General features: G+C 72.2%; 13 protein-coding genes and 2 pseudogenes. 9 read left to right on the top strand and 6 right to left on the bottom strand.

The window, feature by feature from the left end; translation table 11 throughout:
* Window positions 1-53 precede the first annotated feature (53 nt).
* The 4 genes from ITP53_RS35320 (at window position 54) to ITP53_RS35305 (ending at window position 4684) form a co-directional block, all read left to right on the top strand.
* A complete protein-coding gene (locus tag ITP53_RS35320; protein WP_195899801.1) occupies window positions 54-776 on the top strand; it encodes a TetR/AcrR family transcriptional regulator in 723 nt (240 codons plus the stop codon).
* A complete protein-coding gene (locus ITP53_RS35315; protein WP_195899800.1) occupies window positions 773-3256 on the top strand; it encodes a PEP/pyruvate-binding domain-containing protein in 2484 nt (827 codons plus the stop codon). Before ITP53_RS35320 ends, ITP53_RS35315 begins: the two co-directional genes overlap by 4 nt.
* 67 nt (window positions 3257-3323) lie before the next feature.
* Window positions 3324-3779, top strand: a complete 456-nt coding sequence (locus tag ITP53_RS35310; protein ID WP_195899799.1) for a hypothetical protein — start codon at window positions 3324-3326, stop codon at window positions 3777-3779.
* 14 nt (window positions 3780-3793) lie between these two features.
* Window positions 3794-4684: an aldo/keto reductase gene (locus ITP53_RS35305; protein WP_195899798.1), complete on the top strand. Its 891-nt coding sequence runs from the start codon at window positions 3794-3796 to the stop codon at window positions 4682-4684.
* 82 nt (window positions 4685-4766) lie between these two features.
* Here ITP53_RS35305 and ITP53_RS35300 read toward each other — a convergent pair whose 3' ends face one another.
* Complete coding sequence (locus ITP53_RS35300; RefSeq protein ID WP_195899797.1) at window positions 4767-6746, bottom strand: APC family permease; 1980 nt, start codon at window positions 6744-6746, stop codon at window positions 4767-4769.
* Window positions 6747-6923: 177 nt separating this feature from the next.
* Between ITP53_RS35300 and ITP53_RS35295 the strand changes: the two are divergent.
* Both ITP53_RS35295 and ITP53_RS59595 read left to right on the top strand, forming a co-directional pair.
* Window positions 6924-7349, top strand: a pseudogene (locus tag ITP53_RS35295) (GTP-binding protein); the annotation flags it as partial.
* Window positions 7350-7359: 10 nt separating this feature from the next.
* Window positions 7360-7482 (top strand): hypothetical protein, encoded by a 123-nt coding sequence (locus ITP53_RS59595; protein WP_268961222.1) that lies wholly within the window; start codon window positions 7360-7362, stop codon window positions 7480-7482.
* Here ITP53_RS59595 and ITP53_RS35290 read toward each other — a convergent pair.
* Window positions 7479-8216 carry a peptidase associated/transthyretin-like domain-containing protein gene (locus ITP53_RS35290; protein WP_207756860.1) on the bottom strand — a complete coding sequence of 246 codons (738 nt, stop codon included), beginning with the start codon at window positions 8214-8216 and terminating at the stop codon, window positions 7479-7481. The genes ITP53_RS59595 and ITP53_RS35290 overlap by 4 nt on opposite strands.
* A 247-nt stretch (window positions 8217-8463) precedes the next feature.
* On the opposite strand from ITP53_RS35290, the gene ITP53_RS35285 reads away from it, so the two are divergent.
* Window positions 8464-10566 carry an ATP-binding protein gene (locus tag ITP53_RS35285; RefSeq protein ID WP_195899795.1) on the top strand — a complete coding sequence of 701 codons (2103 nt, stop codon included), beginning with the start codon at window positions 8464-8466 and terminating at the stop codon, window positions 10564-10566.
* A gap of 32 nt (window positions 10567-10598) precedes the next feature.
* Here the strand turns inward: ITP53_RS35285 and ITP53_RS35280 are convergent, their stop codons facing one another.
* The 3 genes from ITP53_RS35280 to ITP53_RS35270 form a co-directional block, all read right to left on the bottom strand.
* Window positions 10599-10958, bottom strand: a complete 360-nt coding sequence (locus ITP53_RS35280; protein ID WP_195899794.1) for a hypothetical protein — start codon at window positions 10956-10958, stop codon at window positions 10599-10601.
* Between the two features lie 118 nt (window positions 10959-11076).
* Window positions 11077-15729, bottom strand: coding sequence for a caspase, EACC1-associated type (locus ITP53_RS35275; RefSeq protein ID WP_195899793.1), 4653 nt, complete (start codon window positions 15727-15729; stop codon window positions 11077-11079).
* Window positions 15730-15912: 183 nt separating this feature from the next.
* Window positions 15913-17160 carry a C39 family peptidase gene (locus ITP53_RS35270; RefSeq protein ID WP_195899792.1) on the bottom strand — a complete coding sequence of 416 codons (1248 nt, stop codon included), beginning with the start codon at window positions 17158-17160 and terminating at the stop codon, window positions 15913-15915.
* A gap of 316 nt (window positions 17161-17476) precedes the next feature.
* Between ITP53_RS35270 and ITP53_RS35265 the strand changes: the two genes are divergently transcribed.
* Together ITP53_RS35265 and ITP53_RS35260 are read left to right on the top strand one after the other, a co-directional pair.
* Window positions 17477-18826 carry an endo-1,4-beta-xylanase gene (locus ITP53_RS35265; protein ID WP_207756854.1) on the top strand — a complete coding sequence of 450 codons (1350 nt, stop codon included), beginning with the start codon at window positions 17477-17479 and terminating at the stop codon, window positions 18824-18826.
* A 170-nt stretch (window positions 18827-18996) separates the two neighbouring features.
* Window positions 18997-19617 carry an adenylate kinase family protein gene (locus tag ITP53_RS35260; protein ID WP_236051497.1) on the top strand — a complete coding sequence of 207 codons (621 nt, stop codon included), beginning with the start codon at window positions 18997-18999 and terminating at the stop codon, window positions 19615-19617.
* Window positions 19618-19789: 172 nt separating this feature from the next.
* On the opposite strand, the pseudogene ITP53_RS35255 reads toward ITP53_RS35260, so the two are convergent.
* Window positions 19790-20264 (bottom strand): annotated as a pseudogene (locus tag ITP53_RS35255) (hypothetical protein); the annotation flags it as partial.

Below are 20264 nucleotides of genomic sequence, written 5' to 3'. Positions count from 1 at the left end.
CTTAATTAAATGACCGCCTAGTCTCATTTGGTCAAACAAATGGGGTGAGACGGATGGTCAAGGTTGGGCGGCCGCCGCAGGATCCGGCTCGTCAGCTCGAACGGGCGCATCGGATTCTTGATGCCGCCGGCGAGCTGGTTCTGCGGTGGGGGTACGACAAGACCACGATCGACGACGTGGCCAAGCGGGCCGAGGTCGCCAAGGGCACGATCTACCTGCACTGGAGGACCCGCGACGACCTGTTCGCCGCGCTGCTGCGCCGCGAGCGGGTCCGCCTGCTCGAGGACCTCCGCGCGAGCGCGCCGGCCACGGTGAGCGAGCTGTTCGGGCGGTTCATCGGCACGCTGCTGCGCCGGCCGCTGCTGCGGGCGTCCCTGATCGGCGACTCCGAGGTGCTCGGCAGGCTCACCCGCATGAAGCGGCACAGCACGTCGGGACTGGAGCTGGGCGGACCCTTCGACGCCTATATCAGGCGGCTGATCGAGCACGGCGCGGTGCGCGCGGAGCCGGGCGACCACCCGACGGTGATCGCCTCCATCGTGTACGGGTTCGTGTCCCTGTCGGACCTGCTGCCGGAGGAGGCGCGGCTGCCCGACGAGCGCATCGCGGAGCTGGTGGCCGACACCATCGAGCGCGCCATGAGCACGGGCCGCCCGCTGCCGGAGGACGACGTCAGCGCGGTGGCGCGGGCGACCCTGGACTTTCTCGACGCCATGCAGGAGGTCGCCCGCCGGAAGCTGGAGACCTCCCTTGGCATGAAGGAGCGTGTGCGGTGAAGGCTGTGCTTCCTTTCGACGACGCCGCGGCCGACCTGGCGACCGTGGGCGGCAAGGGCGCCTCGCTGGCGCGGCTGGCCAGGGCGGGGCTGCCGGTCCCCGGCGGTTTCCACATCACGACCGACGCCTACCGCGCGTTCGTGTCGTCCTTCCGCGACGAGGTCCTGGCCGCCGCCCCCGGCGAGGCCGCCGCGCTGTTCGCCGCACGCGAGATGCCCGCCGAGATCGCCGGGGAGATCCGGCGGGCGTACGCGATGCTCGGCGACGACGTGCCCGTGGCCGTCCGCTCGTCGGCCACCGCCGAGGACCTGCCGGACATGTCGTTCGCCGGTCAGCAGGACACCTATCTCAACATCAGGGGCGACGCGCTGCTCGACGCGGTCAAACGCTGCTGGGCCTCGCTGTGGAACCCGCGGGCCATCGCCTACCGCGACCAGAACGGCGTCCCCCACGACGACGTGGCGCTGGCCGTGGTCGTACAGGAACTCGTGGACGCCGACGCGGCCGGCATCATGTTCACCGCGAACCCGATCAACGGCGCCCGCGACGAGACCGTCATCAACGCCTCCTGGGGCCTCGGCGAGGCGGTCGTCGGCGGCCAGGTCACACCCGACACGATCGTGGTGTCGGGCGGCACGGTCACCGAGGCGCGGATCGGCGACAAGACCGTCATGACCGTCCGCACCCCCGAGGGCACCCAGGAGCGGCCGGTCCCCGTGGACCTGCGCGGAAAGGCGGTGTTAGACCCCGCCGAGGCCGTGGAGCTGGCCGGGCTCGGCGCGCGCGTCCAGGACCTGTACGCCACGCCGATGGACCTCGAATGGGCCAGGAGCGGCGGCGCGTTCGCCGTCCTGCAGGCCCGCCCGATCACCGGCGTCAAACCGCAGGTCGAGGAGTGGAACGACAGCCTCAAGGGCGACTACCTCTGGACCGGCGGCAACCTGGGCGAGGCCATCCCCGACGTGATGACGCCGATGACGTGGTCGTTCGTGCGCCTGTTCATCCACGAGGCCATGTCCGCCTCGGCCCTGCCCGGCTTCGACCTGGTCGGCAACATCGGCGGCCGGTTCTACATGAACCTGAGCATCGTCCACTCCATCGCCGGAGCCATGGGCATGGCGGGCAGGCTCAGTGCGGTCGAGCAGGTCTTCGGCAGGATGCCGCCCGGCCTGGACGTGCCGATGCTGAAGACCTCGCGCTGGCAGATCATCAAGCTGATCCTGCCCATGGCGATCAGCCTGCGCCGCCGGGTGCGGACGAACCTGAAGGGCATGCGCGCGTTCCTCGCCACCGCGCAGCGGCGCTGCGAGGAATCGCGCGACCGGATCGCCGCCACCGGCTCGGGACCCGAGCTGGCCGAGCTGTGGTCGCGCGAGATCGAGCCGCACATGGTCACCTCCTGCCGCATGCTGGAGGCCGCCGGCCGGCAGGGCGGCGCAACCCTCGTCTACACCCGTGAGCGGCTGCGCAAGCTGATGGGCGAGGTCGACGCCGAGGCGATGCTGACCGGGGTCAACGCCGACGGCGAACTGGCCAGCCTGGGCCCGGTCATGGGCCTGTCGAGGCTGGCGCGCGGGGAGATCACCAGGGACGAGTTCGCCCGTACGTACGGGCATCGCGGCCCGCACGAGTTCGAGGTCTCGATCCCCCGGCCCGGCGAGGACCCCGCCTGGATCGACGCGCAGCTCGCGGGGCTGCGTGACATGCGGGCCGGCACCGAGGAGCTGCTCGCCCGGCAGGAGCAGGCCAGGGAGGCGGCCTGGGCGCGCTTCGCCGAGCGCTACCCGGGCAAGGAGGCCAAGATGCGGGCGCGGGTCCGGCGGTGGAGCGCGGTCGTACGCGACCGCGAGGACACGCGGTCGGAGAACATGCGCGCGTTCTGGGTGCTGCGGGCGTTCGTCCTGCGCGCGGGTGAGCTGACCGGGCACGGCGACGACGTGTTCCACCTCTACCTGGAGGAGCTGCTCGACCTGCTCCGCGACGGTGACACGCCGGCGCTCGAGCGGGTGCCGGCGCGGCGGGCGACCTACGAGCGGTACGCCGCGCTGCCGCCGTACCCGACGCTGATCGTCGGCAGGTTCGACCCGGTGCGCTGGGCCGCGGACCCCGGCCGGCGGGCCGACGTGTACGACGCCCGCGGCACCACGATCCCGGTGAGCGACACCGTGACGGGCTTCCCCGGCGCGCCCGGCGTCGTGGAGGGCGTCGCCCGCGTGCTGTCAGGGCCGGACGAGGGCGAGCGGCTCAAGCCGGGCGAGATCCTGGTCACGACGCTGACGAACGTGGGCTGGACCCCGATGTTCCCCCGTGCGGCGGCCGTGGTGACGGACATGGGCGCTCCGCTGTCGCACGCCTCCATCGTGGCCCGCGAGCTGGGCATCCCCGCCGTGGTCGGCACCGGGAACGCCACCATGCGCCTGCACGACGGCGACCGGATCAGGGTGGACGGAGAGCGCGGCACGGTCGAGTTGCTGGCCTGAACGGCGACTACTTGACGCTCGACATCAAGTACTTGATACTGAACGTCAAGTAGCCGGAGGAGCGCCGATGGACACCAGGACGCACACGCACGCCGACCTCGCCGACGATCTGCGGCGGATCGTCGGCGCGCGTCTGCTCGACCCGCTGGACATCCTGTTCGGGGCGGGGGAGGAGCTGCGCGCGCGGCTCGACGAGCAGGCGGCGGAGTGGGCGGACACCCTGCTGGGCGAGGACGATCAAGCGGCCGCGTTCACCGCGATCCGCCTGGTCGGCGCGCTCTACCCGGGCGACGCCGTGTTCGACCCGCCGGTCGCGTGGTGGGGCACCCCGTTCGGGCGCGCGGTGTTCAGCCGGGCGGGCCATCCCGCCGCGTCCGCCGTGCCGTTCTCGGTGGCGGCGGCCGTGCTGGGCATCACCCGTCAGGGCGTCCACGACCTGACCGTACGCGGCAAACTCCAGCGCGATCCTGGCGGCGGTGTCACCGTCGAGTCCGTACGCGCCCGGCTCGCCACCCGCACCTGACGAGAGGACCACCCATGAAGATCGGCGACCTGACCGTCGGCCGGATCGGCTACGGGGCCATGCAACTGCCCGGCCCGCAGGTGTGGGGCCCGCCCCAGGACCCCGGCAACGCGCTGGCGGTCCTGCGCCGTGCCGTGGAGCTCGGCGTCACCCACCTCGACACCAGCGACGCCTACGGCCCCCACGTGGCCAACGACCTCATCAGGCAGGCGCTCCACCCCTACCCGGACGACCTGGTCATCGCCACCAAGGTCGGCGTCGTCAGGGATGAGTGGCGCTCCTTCAACGCCGCCGCCAAGCCCGCCGAGCTGCGGGAGCAGGTCGAGGAGAATCTCGCCCGCCTCGGCCGCCCCCGCCTCGACCTGGTCTACCTGCGGGTGGGCGGCGACGGGCTGCTCCATCCGGATGAGACGCCGCTGGCCGAGTCGTTCGGCACGCTCGCGGAGCTGCGGCAACGCGGGCTGATCGGGCACCTCGGGCTCAGCGGCGTGACCGTCGAGCAGCTCAAGGAGGCCCGCGAGATCGCGCCCGTGGCGGCCGTACAGAATCGCTACCACCTGCTCGACCGTGGGAGCGAGGAGGTCCTGCGGGCGTGCGAGGAGCAGGGCGTCGCCTTCGTCTCCTACTTCCCCCTCGCCGCCGGCCTGCTCAAGCCCGGCCTGGACACCTCGCAGCTGCCTCCGGGCATGGCGCCGGCGGCCGAGCAGGAGCGGGTGCTGGACGAGGTTGCCGCGGGCCACGGCGCGAGCCGCGCGCAGGTGGCGCTGGCCTGGCTGCTCGGCCGCTCCCCGGCCGTCCTCGCCATCCCCGGCACCACCTCGGTGGCCCACCTGGAGGAGAACGTCGCCGCCGCCGGCCTCCACCTCACCGCCGCGGACCAGGCCGCCCTGGACGCCCTCGCCTGACTGCCTGCGGCTACCGCCGACGCGCCTGACCACCCGCCGGCCCGGCTACCCGCCGACGCGCCCGACCGCCCGCGGGCCGCGGCTACCCGCCGACGTGGATGCCCGGCCGCCGGAGGGGATCGGGCTCGCCCTTGCGGATGATCTCGCGTACGACCGGGGCCGTGTCGCCGCGCCCCAGGATGAGGTAGCGGAACAGGTGCACCAGGGGCGACCCTTCGGCCCACTCGAAGTAGCAGTGGGGCCGCACGCCGGTGGCGTCACGCAGCGCGAGCAGGATGGTGGCGATGGCGTTGGGCGCCGCCGGGCTCTCCGCCCGCAGCACGCGGTGCCCCTCCACCTCCACCCCGCGCACCCGGAGCACGTCGCTGAAGCTGGACGGATCGATGACGTCGATCTCGAGGAACAGCACGTCGGCGGCTCCGGGGACCGGGTTCATGCCGCGTTGCTCGCGCTCCTTGCCGGCGTATTCGGCCGCGTCGCCGACCTGGCGGCGGTTGGCGATGAGGTTGAGCGAGCGGTCGTAGGCGAGGGAGTCGGTGAGGAGCCGCCGCGCCGCCGCGTCGAACTCGATCCGGTCGGCCCGCAACTCCGTGGTGCGCGACACGCGCGAGACCAGCGAGATGGCGATGACGCCGAGGATGAACAGTGCGGAGATGGCGATGCCGTCGGGCTTCTCCCTGATGTTCTCCACCAGCGCGTACAGCAGCACCAGCGTCAGCACGGTGAAGCCCACGATGGCCGGCCGCCGGCGGCGGCGGACGGAGGAGATGGTCACCGCGACCGCGCCTGAGACCATCATCGCGAGGATGCCGGTGGCGTACGCGCCGGCCTGGGCGTCGACGTCGGCGCCGAAACTGATCGTGAGCAGCACGCACACGCCGGTGTAGACCAGCACCACGGGCCGCACGGCACGGCCCCACTCGGGCGCCATGCCGTAGGAGGGCAGGTAACGCGGCACGATGTTGATCAGCCCGGCCATCGCGGACGCCCCCGCGAACCAGAGGATGAGGATGGTGCTGATGTCGTAGACGGTGCCGAACGCCTCGCCCAGCCGCTCGTGCGCGAGGTACGCCAGCGCCCGCCCGTTGGCCGCGCCGCCGGGCCTGAACTCCTCGGCCGGGATGAGCACCGTGGTCACGAAGCTGGTCGCGATCAGGTAGACGCTCATGATGAGCGCGGCCGAGGTCAGCAGCTTGCGCGTGTTGCGGATGCGCGAGGCGAGCCGCTGTTCGGGATCCTTGCCCGAGGCGGCGACCAGCGGCATCATGCTGACCCCCGTCTCGAACCCCGACAGCCCCAGCACCAGCAGCGGGAACGCCAGCACGGCCGGCCCGATGAGCCCGCCGAAGCCGTCCTGGCCGCTCAGTAGCGCGTCGGTCCACCGCGTCATGGCCTCCGGCGTGGCCAGCACCTCGGCGACCCCGAAGGCCACCACGACGGCGTTGAGCCCGAGGAACAGCGCCACCAGCGGGATCGCCACGCCGACCGCCTCGGTGAAGCCCATCAGGAACACCCCGCCGAGCACCAGCAGCAGCACGATGGTGATCGGCACCTCGTGCCCGTGCAGGAAGCCGGGGGTGTAGGGGTTTTCCTCCAGGTGCACGGTCGCGTCCGCCGCCGACAGGGTGATCGTGATGATCCACGACGTGGCCACGAACCCGAGCAGCGCCAGCACGAACAGCTTGCCCCGCCAGAACGGCAGCAACCGCTCCAGCATCGCGACCGACCCCTGCCCATGCGGGCTCTCCCCGGCCACCCGGCGATACATCGGCAGCATGCCCAGCAGCGTCAGCGCCACGATCAGCAGTGTGGCCAGCGGGGACAGCGCCCCGGCGGCCAGCGCGGCGATGCCGGGCAGGTAGGCCAGGGTGGAGAAGTAGTCGACGCCGGTCAGGCACATGACCTTCCACCAGGACTGCGGCTTGGCGTGCCCCTCCTGCGTCTCGGGCCCGACCGGGGGGTTGACCTGGTGCTGGAGCAGCCAGCGGGCCGGCCCGCCGCTCGGCGGCGCGGAACGGGCCGGGCTGGGCACGACCTCCGGGATCAGCGGCTCACCGCTCACCGGATCTTCCTCTCGTCGGGGACGGCCACTATCTCAGGTGGGAGGGTAAACCGGTTGCCCGGGGTCGCGGCACTCTGGTGTGCTGGCGGGAGCCGAACGATCAGGGGAGCCAGCGATGCGCACAACTGTCACGTCCACCAGGAAAGGAACAGCTCTATTCGGAGGACCTGACGTTACGTGCGCACGCTCAACCTGGGAATTCTCGCACATGTGGATGCCGGCAAGACGAGCCTGACCGAGCGGCTGCTGCACGCCGCCGGGGTCATCGACGAGGTCGGCAGCGTCGACGACGGCAACACCCAGACCGACACCCTCGCACTCGAACGCCGGCGCGGCATCACCATCAAGTCGGCCGTGGTGTCGTTCGTCGTGGGTGAGACCACGGTCAACCTGATCGACACACCCGGCCACCCCGACTTCATCGCCGAGGTGGAGCGGGTGCTCGGCGTGCTGGACGGGGCGGTGCTGGTCGTCTCCGCGGTGGAGGGGGTGCAGGCGCAGACCCGCGTGCTGATGCGTACGCTGCGGCGGTTGCGCATCCCCACGCTGATCTTCGTGAACAAGATCGACCGCCGGGGCGCGGACCCGGACCGCGTGCTGCGGCGGCGAGGGCGTGCTGGAGTGCGACTTCGACGGCTACCGGCCCGTACGCGGCCCGATCCCGCGCCGGCCGCGTACGGACCAGAACCCGCTCGACCGCAAGGAGTACCTCCTGCACGTCGTGCGCCGGGTCTAGCCGCCGTCCCGGTCGGCGTCGGCGGCCAGGACGATCGTGCCCAGGTAGCCGTCGCCGTCCTCGACGACCTTCACGAGCATGTCGTCCCGGTAGTCGGAGTCGCCGCTGTTGAGGGTGTCGCGGCCGGGGTGCCCGGAGTACGGCGGCCTGGCGAGGACCTTGGCGTTGAGCGCCTCGTCGAACATCAGCTGGGTGCTCAGCACCCGCTTGTCACTGAAGTGGACCATGACGTGGACGTGCACGGTGCGGCCCGGATACCAGCCGGGCCAGATGGTGGTGAACTCCACGGCGCCGGCGCCGTTCGTGACCTGCGCGCCACGCAGGTAGCGCGTGGTGTCGGCGGGTTTCATGTCGGCCCAGTCCTCCGGGTCCGGGCCGGGATCGCCGCTCGGCGGCCCGCCCGCGGTGGCCTTGATCGAGGCCGCCTCGGCTCCGGAGTAGATCCCGGCCGCGTCGCACTGCCAGATCTCCACCACCGCGGCAGGCAGTGGGCGGCACGTCTCGCTCTCCTGGACCCGGAAGGCCAGGCGCAGCCGTACGCCCGGCTTGCCCTCACGGATGTCGCTGCGGATCTTGTCGGAGTCGAAGTAGTAGGGGCCCTTCGCCGCGGCAGGGGTCAGCCGGCACGCCCGCGCGCCCGCGAACAGGGCCGCCGAGCCCCCGGTACGCACTCCGGCGCTCGCGCTGGAGGCGCCGAGCAGAGTGCCGAGGCCGAGCGAGAGACCCGTGATCATCCGCCGTCTGCTGACCCGCTGACCTTCGTGATCGTGTCCCACTGGTGTTCCCTTGCCGCCGTGGCGAGCCCCCCAGCCGAACCTCTCACGACAGGCCGGGAATTCCTCGCAGGCGCGGCCCGTGCCCCGCGAACACGTTCCCATCACCATCTGGAGTCACAAGTGGTTACCTTCTTACTTTTAGTGACGTCCGCCATGGAATCAGGCAAGCTGTTGTCAGAACTTGATCCGACGGGTGGCGATCGCGATGGCAGGCAGATGGCAGGCAGGTAACCTCCCCGCGGAGCTGACGAGCCTGATCGGCCGCCGGGAGGAGCTCAGCCAGGTGCGGCGTGCCTGCCGGCGCTCCCGCCTGGTGACACTGACCGGCGTGGGCGGGGTCGGCAAGTCCCGCCTGGCACTGCGGTCCGCCGCCGAGCTGCGCCCCGAGTTCGGCGGCGGCGCCTGGCTGGTGGACCTGTCCCCACTCGACGACGGCACGCTGCTGCCGCACACGATCGCCGAGGCGCTCAAGCTCACCGACCAGACCACCCGCCCGATGATCGAGGTGCTGGCCGAACACCTGTCGGACCGCGATGTCCTGCTCGTGCTCGACACATGCGAGCACCTCGTCGGCGCCTGCGCGAGCACCGTCGAGACGCTGCTCGCCGCCGCGCCAGGGCTGCGCGTCCTGGCCACCGGCCGCCGGCCGCTGGCGGTGCCCGGCGAGCTGGTGCTGGTCGTCGACCCGCTGCCGGTCCCGCCCGAGGGTGTCACGACGGCCGGCGCCAACGACGCCGTGGCGCTGCTGGCCGAACGCGCCGCCGAGAACGTGCCCGGTTTCGAGCTCGGCGACCACGACGAGGCGGCCGTGATCCGCCTGTGCCGGCGGCTGGAGGGCATCCCGCTGGCGATCGAGCTGGCCGCCGCCCGGCTGGGCGAGCTGCCCGTCGAGCAGCTGGCCGACCGGCTGGACGACCGGTTCGCCACGCTGGGCGACGACTCCGAAGCGGGCCGCGAGGCCGACCCGCCGTGGCACCGGGCGCTGCGTACGTCCGTGGGGTGGAGCCACGAGCTGTGCGAGCCGGCCGAGCGCCTGCTGTGGGCGCGGGTGTCGGTGTTCGCTGGCGACTTCGACGTCGAGGCCGTACGCCAGGTGTGCGCCGACGAGCGGCTGCCCGAGCCCGACCTCGGGCTCCTGCTCGACGCGCTGGCCGACGAGTCGATCCTGACCTGGCTGCCCACCGGCGCGGGGGAGCGCTACCGCATGCTCGACACGCTGCGCGAATACGGCGCGGGCTGGCTGCGCAGCCTCGGCGAGGAGGAGGTCTTCCGGCGGCGGCACCGCGACCACTACCTGTCGCTGGCCGGGCGCGGCGCCGCCGGCTGGCTCGGCCCCGGCCAGACGGCCTGGTACGACCGCATGATCGGCGAGCACGACAACCTGCGTACCGCGCTGGAGTTCGCCCAGAACGAGGACGACGGGCGCAAGGCGCTGGAGCTGGCCGGGACCCTGGCCTTCTTCTGGTACGGCTGCGGCCACGCCAAGGAGGGCCGCCACTACCTGGCCCAGGCGCTGGCCCTGGACTCCCGCCCTGGACCGGCACGCGTGCAGGCTTTGTGGGCCGACGGGCTGCTGGCCGCGACACAGGGCGACGCGGACGCGGCCGAGGCCAGGGCGGACGAGTGCGAGGCGGCCATGGAGGACGGCGACGCCTACGCCGCCATGTGCGTCAAGGCGCTCAGGTCGTCCGTCGGGGTGATCCGCGGCGACCTGCTCCAGGCGATGGCGGAGTCGGAGCACGCGTTCATCACCCGGTGGACCGACGGCGAGGTCACGCTGGCCGGCCTGGTGGCGCTGCTCTGCCGCGCGCACGCCCACACCGTCGGAGGCCAGGCGGAGGAGGCCATCTCCGTGCTCGACGACGTGCGCGCGGTGTGCGACCAGCGCGGCGAGCAGTCCATGCGCTCCCACGGGGACCTGCTGCGCGGCCAGGCCGAGCTGAGCCGCGGCCGGCTCGACGCGGCCGTCGCCTACGGGCAGGCGGCCCTGCGCACCAAGCAGCGGCTGCACGACAGCTTCGGCATCGGCCTGACCGTGGACCTGCTGGCGTCGGCGGCCGGCGCGGCGGGCCGGGCGGAGCGGGCGGCCAGGCTGCTCGGACTGGCCAGGCGCGTCTGGAGCACCCACGGCCAGGCGCAGGCCAACGTGCCCGCGTGGGTGGCCGCCCGGCGGGAGTGCGAGCGGCGGGCCCGCGAGACGCTCGGCGACGACGCCTACTGCATGGCCTTCCGCACCGGCTACGACAGCGACATCGACGCCGGCCTCGCGTACGCGCTCCAACCCCAGGGCGAGGGCCTGCCGACGTGACCCGCCTGTTACGGGCGTCCGCGCTGACGCTGTCATCGGGTGCTCGCAGGGACGCCGCGGTCCGGCCGACGGCGTGGCGGCGGACGCGTCGAACGTGAGCACCACCTCGCGGGCGTCCCGCGTGTCGCCGACCAGTGAGATGTGTGGTTTGTCGGCCGGGTGCCGGACCCCGACCTGAACGGCACGGTCACCGTCTTGCTCTTGCCCGCGGCGACCTTGACCGGGTTGTAGCGCCAGTCGAACTTCTTGCCCGCGAACGGTCCCTCCTTGATCACCTCACGCGAGATCGGCTGGTACCTCTGCCGCTGGTTGTCCACACGGTAGTCGAAGGTGTGGTCCCACCTGGTGGGGTTGTTGAAGGTCAGCCGTCGCGGATGCGCAGCATCGCGCACACCCGTACACCTCGTCGCCGGCGCGCTCCTGGGCGGGCAACAGTGGCCGCGTGTCCAGCTCGCCGAGCAGCCGGGCGGCGGCCTCTGGCACGTCCTCGCCCGGCCCCACTTCCCGGCCTTACGCCCCGCAGGGCGCGGTGTAGGGGCGGCCGGGGAGGTACTGGGCCCATTCGTCCTTGGTGATCGACATCCCGGCGGCCTCGCAGACGTTCGTACGCGCCTGCTCCACGTCCAGGCCCCAGAGCTGGCCCGCGACGCCCGAGGTGCCGGCCAGGACGGTGCCGTCCGCGCCGAACTCCACGTCGAGCACCGCGCCGGTGCCGGGGAGCACCGCCCAGAGCGCCGGGCGGGTGCGGTCGGTGATGTTCCACACCCGGATGGTCATGTCCCGCGACGCCGTGGCGAGCGTCTTGCCGTCCGGGCTGAAGGCGACGCCGGTCACGTCCGAGGAGTGTCCAGGCAGGACGGCCAGCCGCCGGGGCCGTTCCGGCCGGGTGACGTCCCAGAGCCGCGCAGTCCCGTCGGTGGCCGTCGAGGCGAGAGTCTTGCCGTCGGCGCTGAACCGCAGGTCGAGCACGCCGCCGGGGTGCGCGGGAAGGTTGGCCAGCCGGCGCGGCTCCGTGGGCTTGGACAGGTCGTAGAGCCGCAGGTAGGAGGTCCCGGAGCCGGTCGCGAGGACGCGGCCGTCCGGCCGGAGCGCCGCCGTGGTCAACTGCTCGTCGGCGTCGCCAGGCGTCGAGACCCGCTTGGGGGAGGTCGGCGTGGTCACGTCCCACAGGAACGTGTCGCCGTCCTCGCCCGTCGTCACGACCATCTTGCCGTCCGCGCTGTACGCCGCCGACCGCACGCCGTCCGTGTGCCCCTGGAGCGTCGCCACGGCCTTCGGCGTGGCGGGCGTGGAGACGTCCCACAGCCGGGCGGTCCGGTCGAGTGAGGCGGTGACCAGGTGCCGCCCGTCCGGGGCGAACGCGGCCGCCTCGACGGCCGCGGTGTGCCCGGACAGCGTGGACACAGGTGTGGCCACCGCGGGATCGGACATGTCCCACAGCTTGACGGTCTTGTCGTCCGACGCGGTGGCGAGAGTGTCGCCGTTCTTGGCGAGCGCGAGCCCGTTGACGACGCCCGTGTGACCGGCGAGCCTGGCGCGCGGGGCGGCGCGGGCGGGATCGGCGGCGTTCCACAGGCGGGCCGTGCCGTCCACGGCCGAGGTGGCCAGGCTCGCTCCGTCCGGGCTGAACGCCACGCTGGTGACCGCGCCACCCGCACCCGTCAGCGTGGCGGCGGCCTGCGGGTCGCTCGGGCTGGAGACGTCCCACATGCGGGCGGTGCCGTCAGCGGAGGCGCTGGCCAGGACCTTGCCGTCGGGGCTGAACGCGACGTCGCCGACCGCCGAGCCGTGCCCGGTCGCCGTCCCGGTCAGCTTGGTGGCGGTGATGTTCCACAGGTTGACCTTCCCCGTGCTGGAGCCGGTGGCGAGGTAGACGCCGTCGGGGGCGAACGCCAGGCTCCTGATCGCGCCGTCCTTCGCGGACAGCGTGGCCAGGCTGGCGGGCTTGGCCGGCGTGCGTACGTTGAGCAGCGCGACGCCGCCGGTCGACGAGGTGACGCCGAGCATGCTTCCGTCCGGGCTGAAGGCCACCTCGGAGGTGTCGGCGCTCTGCCGCAGCACCGACACCTCGCGGGGCTTGCGCGGGTCGGTGATGTCCCACAGCCGGACCGTGCGGTCCGCGGACGCGGTGGCCAGGATGTTGGCCTTGGGGCTGAACGCCACGGAGAGCACCCGGTCCGTGTGCCCCTTCAGCGTGGCCAGGCCGGCGGGCTTGGCGGTGTCGGTGACGTCCCACAGCCTGGCGGTCTCGTCGGTGGATCCGGTGGCGAGGACCTGCCCGTTCGCGCTGAACGCCGCCGTGCTCACACTTCCCGTGTGGCCCTTCGCGACGCCCAGGCTCTTCGGGCGGAGGCGGTCGCTGACGTTCCACAGCCGCACCGTGAGGTCGCTGGACGCGGTGGCCGCCACGCGGCCGTCGGGGCGGTAGATCACCCGCTCGACCGGGGCCGTGTGGCCGATCAGCCGCGCGCCGACCGGGCGGGAGAGGGTGCCGAGCAGCGCCCCGCGGGCTTCGGGCGTGGCGGAGACCTGGAAGGCGCTCAGCGCGAGCTGCGCCGCGAGTGAGGTGTCGGGCATGCGGCCTGCGGCGGCGGCGACCTGGCGCGACAGGGCCTGGTCACGTTGCGTGGCCGCCGCCGTGGCCTGGGCGCTCGACTGCCCGCTCCGGACCAGCGCCACGATGCCGCCGGTCCCGGCCACGAGCACGAGCAGCGTGAGGCCGGCGATCACGCCGCGCGCGATCAGCGAGCGCCGGTCCCGCCTGCGCTCCGACGCTTCCAGAAACTCCAGCTCCGTCCGCCCCAGCGCGCTCTGCGCGGCACTCCGTCCGCCCACCGCCGGCGCGGTCCGCGCGGCAGCCGGCGGGCTGGGCACGGCGTTCTGTCCGCCTACCGCCGACGGGGTCCGCGCGGCTCCCGGCGGGCTGGGCAGGGCGTTCTGGCCGCCCACCGCCGGCGCGGTCTCCGGCCCCGGCGGGCTCGGGACGGGGCTCCGGCCGCTCACCGCGGCCTGCGGTGCTGCCGGGCTCGGGGTGGCGCGACGGTCGCCCACCGCGGCCAGCGCGGCAGAGAGGCGGCCGGCGTCGTACAGGTACGCGGGATTCTGCCCCTCCCGCTGCCACGCCTGCGCGTCCTCGGCCAGGCGGCGCTGGACGAGCAGCCCCACGCGGTCGGCGTCGATCCAGCCGCCGAGCCTGGGCCAGGCCCGGATCAGCGCCTCGTGGGTGATCTCCGCCTCGTCGCGGTCCACGGTCACGAGCCGGGTGCGTACGAACTCGGCCAGCACCTGCCCCGCCACTGACGGGTCGCCGGGCAGCAGCTCGCCGAGGCGTACCCGCTGCTTCGTACCGCCGATCTGCGCATCCACCCGGACCAGCCGGATGAGCAGGTCGCGCGCCATCGACTCGAACTCCGAGCCGAGCCCCCGCAGCGTCTCCTCCGCGCTCATCCCCAGCGCCCCCGTGGCGCCGCCGGCCGAGCGGTAGCCGGACATGGTGAGCGCACCGCCGGAGCGTCGCTGCCAGGTGGCCAGCAGGGCGTGGGAGAGCAGGGGCAGCAGGCCGCCCGAGCGTTCGAGCGCGTCCGCGCCGGCCTGCAGGTCCTCCAGGACCAGGTCGGTGAATCCCGCCTCCAGCGACAGACCGGACCGTGCGGCGGGCTCCTCGATCACCGCACGCAGCTCGGCCCCCGACATGGGCGGGACGATCTCGGGCCGCCGCATCGTCTCCAGCAGGCCCGGGTAGGCCGCGCAGCGCCCGAAGAAGTCGGCGCGAACGGCGATCAGGACGGCCACGGACCTGGACAGGTCGGTGAGCGCCTCGACGAAGCGGCGCCTGGCCCGCTCGTCCTGGCAGGCGGTGAACACCTCCTCGAACTGGTCCACCACCAGCAGCGTCTGCCCGCCGACGCCGACGATGGACCGCCGCGCCGCCCCGGGATCCGACTCGATGATCGCGCGCAGCCGGTCGGGAGCGCCGCCGCCCAGCGCCGCCAGCTCGCTCGCCAGCACCGCCAGCGGCTCAGCGCCGGGGGTCAGGCGCACGTGCGACAGCCCGTCACCGAACTCCTGCCGCAGGGCGGGGACCAGCCCGGCCTGCAGCAGCGAGGACTTCCCGCAGCCCGAGGGGCCGGTGACGATGAGCGGGCCGCCGGTCTCGAACGCCTGCGAGCCGATCACGACCGGCGGGCCGCCGGCTCGCAACGCCTGCCGCACCCTCGCGACCACGGACCTGGTCACGCTCTCGCGGCCGAAGAACAGCTCGGCGTGCTCGGGGCCGTACGCGGCCAGGCCACGATAGGGGCTGGACAGATCGCCGGGCGCGGCGATCGGCGGGCCCGCGTGGGCGTTCGGGGCCGGGCGGGCCGGGTTGATCGCGAGCGGTGGCCGGTCGCCCAGCCCGGTGGCCTGCCGGCGAGGCTTGGGGAACCCGGCGTCGGGCAGCGCGCGGGCCAGATGGTGGTGGAGGTGGTCCAGCGTCAAACCCTGCGGACCCGTGGGATCGCCCTCGTTGAGCAGCCTGAGCAGCGTCCCGCTGAGCGCGGTGTGCCTGACGCCGGGCAGCGCCCACGTGTTCTCGTCCCTGCTCGACGACGCGAGCACGTAGGCGCCCGGCCACGGCGCGTCGAGCGCCTTCTCCAACGCCTTCGCGGGCACCGGCCGGGCGCCGCCGGTGAAGCTGCAGTCCAGGATCACGACGACGAGCCCGGCTCGCGAGCCCGACAGGATGCCGCGCACCACGCTGTACGGGAGCGCCTGGTAGCCGGGCACCCCGTCGCCGAGGTCCACGGTGGCCCGCGTCGCCAGGTGCAGTTCGTTGTCCGGACTGAACAGGCCGTGCCCGACGTAGTAGAACATCAGGACCGACGTGGCCTCCCGCGCCGCGCGTTCCAGCGACTCGCCCAGATTGGCCGGGGTCGCCGGGTCCAGCAGCACGGTCAGGCCGGCCCGGGACAGGTCCGCCCGATCCACCAGGCACTGGCCGACGTCGTTGATGGTCGTCGGGACGGCGGGGACCTGCGGCAGCCGTGAGGACGTGCGGTGTGCGCCCGTGCCCGCGACCACGACGCGAACGCCCTCGCCGGACAGCAGCAGAGGTTGATCGTTTCGCCGTGGCGGCCACACGAGCCGGGTCTTCTCGAGCGTCGCAGCTTCGTCCTCGGTCATCCGGCGCTCCACGGCAAGGGGAGGTCAACAGGCATGACACCGAGGGCGCCGTGCGCGGCGACGACATCAGCTCACCGGAACGACCCCCGATCGGCACTCATCACAGGGAGAAGCGGCGGGCGAACCCGCCGTTTTCCCGGTTGTTAGGGTACGCAGGTCTACGCCTGTCGTCGAGTCGGCGGGTCACCAGTTGGCGGGGAGCCCAGGGGTCGTGGCGGGCAGCGCGTGGCCGGGCGGATGGATGATGTACGTGACGCCGCCGCTGCTGGAGCTGCGCAGCCAGACGTTCTCGAAGGCGGCGCGCGGATAGACGTGACGCACGGCCGTGTTGCTGGAGGAGGCCGGGTCGTTGGCGATCACGTCGCCGGTCGCGGTGAAGCCGACGATCGCCATGAGGTGGCCGTTGGTGCCGTAGCCGGCGCCGGGCAGTTCGCTCTTCTTGAACGACTGCGAGGTGACGACCGGGATGCCCGCCTTGATGAGGAGCTCCAGCTCGGTCAGCGAGCGTAGCCGGGTGACGAACCCGTCCATGCCGTAGCGGCCGGCGTAGGCGGTGTTGAACGGCCAGTTGCCCGCGCCGTCGTAGGCGTGGTCGTAGGTGTGGCGGGCGGCGTGGTCGACCTCGGGGTTCGGGTCGGAGGGGTCGACCCACGCGGTGTCCTGCGCGCTCGGCCACCTGTCCCAGTAACCCAGGATCATCGTCGTCGAGGTCGGGCTGCACCACGCCTCGCCGCCGCCGTCCCATTCCGGGTAGTGGCCCTGGTGCACGTTCTGGGAGCGGCGCGGCACGCTCAGCTCCGTCCCCCAGGCGCCGCCGCCCGGGCTGACCGGCACGGTCTTGCGCTCGGGCACGTTGGAGGCCATGGCGCCGGACGTGCGGACCCGCGGCGTCACGGCCGAGCCCGGCGTGCGGTAGAGCGTGAGGCGCAGCTGGTAGGCGCTGATCTGCTTGTCCTCGGCGGCGACCAGCGTGTCCACGGCGATCGTCGCGTCCGCGTCGCCCTGCCCGGACACCGACGTGCGGAGGATGTCGCCCTCCGCGTACGACCAGCGACCCATCGAATACCACTTCGTCAGGCCCTCGGCGTTCCTGACCCGGGTCTCGGCCTGCAGCCAGCTGCCCGGCGGCACGTCGGCCGTCCAGGAGGCGATCAGCTCGGTGGCGGGGAAGCCGATGGCCCGCTCTGGGCCGGTCCAGCGGGCGTACTCCCACGTCTTGGTGCCGAGCGCGTCGGTGTAGGACGTGGTGCCCGCGGCTGAGCCGAAGGCCAGTCCGTCGCCGGCCGTCGTGCCCTCGGACGTGCCGGTGGAGAAGTCGGCCCGCTGGTAGACGACGTCCGGCGGCGGGGCGGGCGCCGGTTTCGCCCCGGCCGGCGCCGGGAGGGTGGTGATCAGGAGGAGGGTGGACAGGAACACCGTCAGCACACGCATGAACCCACCTTGCTCGGAAGGCGCTCGATGCGGCCGACACTAGGCACAGCGGGCATGCGAGGCATCGGGAAATGTACGTATCGCGTTACGGCGGGCTCCGGTTGGCGCTTCTCCGAAAGTTTCAATGAGACGTTGGTCCATGTAATTGGGCATTAACAGCAGAAATTACGGTCGGTTGTACCGAAACTTTTCTGACATATTTTGACACATTTCGGAGATCTCCTCAGACTGACCTCCAGGTGAGCTCCCGGTACCCCCCGTTCCCGACCGGCACATCCCCCCGTTCGCCGGTCGGTGTTCCACTGGAGGAACGAACATGATCGACAGGAAACGCCGTACAGGTCTCAGGTCCGCGCTCGTCATGGGCGCGGCGGGCGTACTCGCCGTGGGCGTCGCGGTTTCCGTGACCACCGCGGCCGACGCCGCGACCACGCTCGGCGCGTCGGCCGCTGAGAAGGGCCGCTACTTCGGTGCCGCCGTGGCCGCCAACCACCTCGGCGAGTCGGCGTACACCACGGTGCTCAACCGTGAGTTCAACTCCGTCACCCCGGAGAACGAGATGAAGTGGGAGACGATCCAGTCCTCCCGGGGCTCGTTCGACTACGGGCCCGCCGACCAGATCGTCAACCACGCCACGAGCCGGGGCATGAAGGTCCGCGGGCACACCCTGGTCTGGCACTCCCAGTTGCCCGGCTGGGTCAGCGGCCTGCCGACCGCCACCGATGTGCGCAACGCGATGAACAGCCACATCAACAACGTCATGGGGCACTACAAGGGCAAGATCCACTCCTGGGACGTGGTGAACGAGGCGTTCGAGGACGGCAGCAGCGGCGCCCGCCGCAACTCGGTCTTCCAGCAGCGCATCGGCAACAGCTTCATCGAGGAGGCGTTCAAGACCGCCCGCGCCGCCGACCCGAACGCCAAGCTCTGCTACAACGACTACAACATCGACGACATGAACCACGCCAAGACGCGCGCGGTCTACAACATGGTCAGGGACTTCAAGTCGCGGGGCATCCCGATCGACTGCGTCGGCCTGCAGTCCCACTTCAACAGCCAGTCCCCGGTGCCTTCCAACTACCAGCAGAACATCCAGCAGTTCGCCGCCCTCGGCGTGGACGTGCAGATCACCGAGCTCGACATCGAAGGCTCAGGCACCGCCCAGGCCAACAGCTACCGCAACGTGGTCACCGCCTGCCTGGCGGTCTCGCGCTGCACCGGCATCACCGTGTGGGGCATCCCCGACCACTACTCGTGGCGGTCCGGCGGCACCCCGCTGCTGTTCGACCGCAACTACAACAAGAAGCCCGCGTACGACGCGGTCCTGGCCGCCCTCGGCGGCACCGGCGGCGGCACCACATCTCCTCCCGGCACGACGCCTCCTCCCGGCGGTGGCGGCAACTGCTCGGCGACGATCTCGGCGGGGCAGCAGTGGAGCGACCGGTTCAACCTGTCGGTCACGGCCTCCGGCTCGAGTTCGTGGATCGTCACGGTGACCGTGTCCCCGCCGCAGAGGATCATCAACACCTGGAGCGGCAGCGCGTCGTGGGACTCCAGCGGCAACGTCATGACGATGCGGCCCAACGGCAGCGGGAACACGTTCGGCTTCACGATCCAGCACGGCGGCAACCGGAACTGGCCGTCGGTCTCCTGCCGGACGTCCTGATTCCGTCCTGATCCCGTACTGAATCCGGGTCTGAAGAGGTGCCGTGTGGTGTGGCGAGCTGTGAGCGCCACACCGCGCGGTTTTTCACGCATGAACCTGGATGGGAGGGTGACGATGCACAAGAGATGAGATAGCCGCCGCGAGAGTGAGATATGCGGAAATACGTGATTATGGGGATCCAGGGGAGTGGAAAGGGCACACAGAGTGCGCTGCTGGCCGACGACCTCGACTTGGTGCACATCAGTGTCGGCGACATCTTCCGCTGGCACGTCAAGTGCCACACCAAGCTCGGCGCCCAGGTCCGCCGCCTGGTCGCGGCGGGGGAACTGGTAGGGGACGACCTGGTGGAGGACGTCGTCAGGGATCGGCTCCAACTGCACGACTGGAACTACGGATTCATCATCGACGGCTTCCCGCGCAACCGGCGCCAGGCGGAGTTCTTCCTGGAGAGCTACGACATCGACGGAGTGATCCACCTGGACCTCCCCGACGAGGAGGTACGCCGCCGCGTCCTCGCCCGCCGGCTGTGCTCGCGCTGCGGCATGGACTACAACCTCATCGCCCACCGGCCCGAGGTCGACGGGCGGTGCGACGTGTGCGGCGGCGATCTGGTCACCCGGGCGGACGACACCCCGGACGCGCTGGCGAGGCGGCTGCGCGACTACCACAACAAGATCGACCCGGTGGTGGAACTGTTCCGCGGCAAGGAGTACGTCATGACCATCGACGCCCGCCCCGACAAGGCCACCGTCCAGCAGACCATCCGCTCCCGCCTCGGCCTCCCCACCTGAACCGCATCCCCATCCCCCTCCGGCCGGGACGTCCTGAAGACAAGGCACGCCACGTCAGCGCATCGACTCGTGAGCAAGGCCCCGCCCACGTTGCCGCGCCCCTCCTGAAGCAACCGCGGCGCCGCATTGGGTGTGGAGGCAAAGACCCGGTTACGCCGGTGCATGGTTCCGGTCAGGTCGCCCACTCGGGCCGGGCCGGCAGGAGGAGGATCGCAAACGGTCGAGCCGGTACGGCGGGGTTCATGCGGGGGGACGAGATGGGCATGCCCAAGATCGCGGCGATCATGGCGCTCGCGGCGTTGGGCGGATGGGGCGCCCCGGCCTCGGCCGACCCATCCAGGCCCGCCGCCCCGCCGGCCGCCGGCGAGTCCGGCTCCGTCGCCCCTCCGATCCCCGGCGAGTCCGGCCCCGCCACCCCATCGGCCGCCGCCGGTCCCAGGCCCACCACCGGGCCGGCCCTCGGCGGATCCGTGCCCGCCACTGGACCGGTGGCGGACCCGTCCGGCCCCCAACCTGCGCTGGTGCCGGGCGGGTCCGTGGCCACGACCGGGTTGGTGGCGACCGCGTCCGGGACCGGGCCCACGACGGGGTCGGTCCCGGCCCGGTTCGGAACCGTGACGCGGTCGGTCCCGGTTCGGTTCGGGTCC

Source organism: Nonomuraea cypriaca (assembly GCF_015645445.1).
GTDB lineage: Bacteria > Actinomycetota > Actinomycetes > Streptosporangiales > Streptosporangiaceae > Nonomuraea > Nonomuraea cypriaca.
The sequence above is the reverse complement of the archived record's forward strand: the minus strand, read 5'-3'. Positions and strand labels throughout refer to the sequence as shown.

Coding starts and splice junctions, on each gene's coding strand:
- ITP53_RS35320 (WP_195899801.1), top strand. CDS start 54: ATGGTCAAGGTTGGGCGGCCGCCGCAGGATCCGGCTCGTCAGCTCGAA.
- ITP53_RS35310 (WP_195899799.1), top strand. CDS start 3,324: ATGGACACCAGGACGCACACGCACGCCGACCTCGCCGACGATCTGCGG.
- ITP53_RS35305 (WP_195899798.1), top strand. CDS start 3,794: ATGAAGATCGGCGACCTGACCGTCGGCCGGATCGGCTACGGGGCCATG.
- ITP53_RS35290 (WP_207756860.1), bottom strand. CDS start 8,216: ATGATCACGGGTCTCTCGCTCGGCCTCGGCACTCTGCTCGGCGCCTCC.
- ITP53_RS35285 (WP_195899795.1), top strand. CDS start 8,464: ATGGCAGGCAGATGGCAGGCAGGTAACCTCCCCGCGGAGCTGACGAGC.
- ITP53_RS35275 (WP_195899793.1), bottom strand. CDS start 15,729: ATGACCGAGGACGAAGCTGCGACGCTCGAGAAGACCCGGCTCGTGTGG.
- ITP53_RS35270 (WP_195899792.1), bottom strand. CDS start 17,160: ATGCGTGTGCTGACGGTGTTCCTGTCCACCCTCCTCCTGATCACCACC.
- ITP53_RS35265 (WP_207756854.1), top strand. CDS start 17,477: ATGATCGACAGGAAACGCCGTACAGGTCTCAGGTCCGCGCTCGTCATG.
- ITP53_RS35260 (WP_236051497.1), top strand. CDS start 18,997: ATGGGGATCCAGGGGAGTGGAAAGGGCACACAGAGTGCGCTGCTGGCC.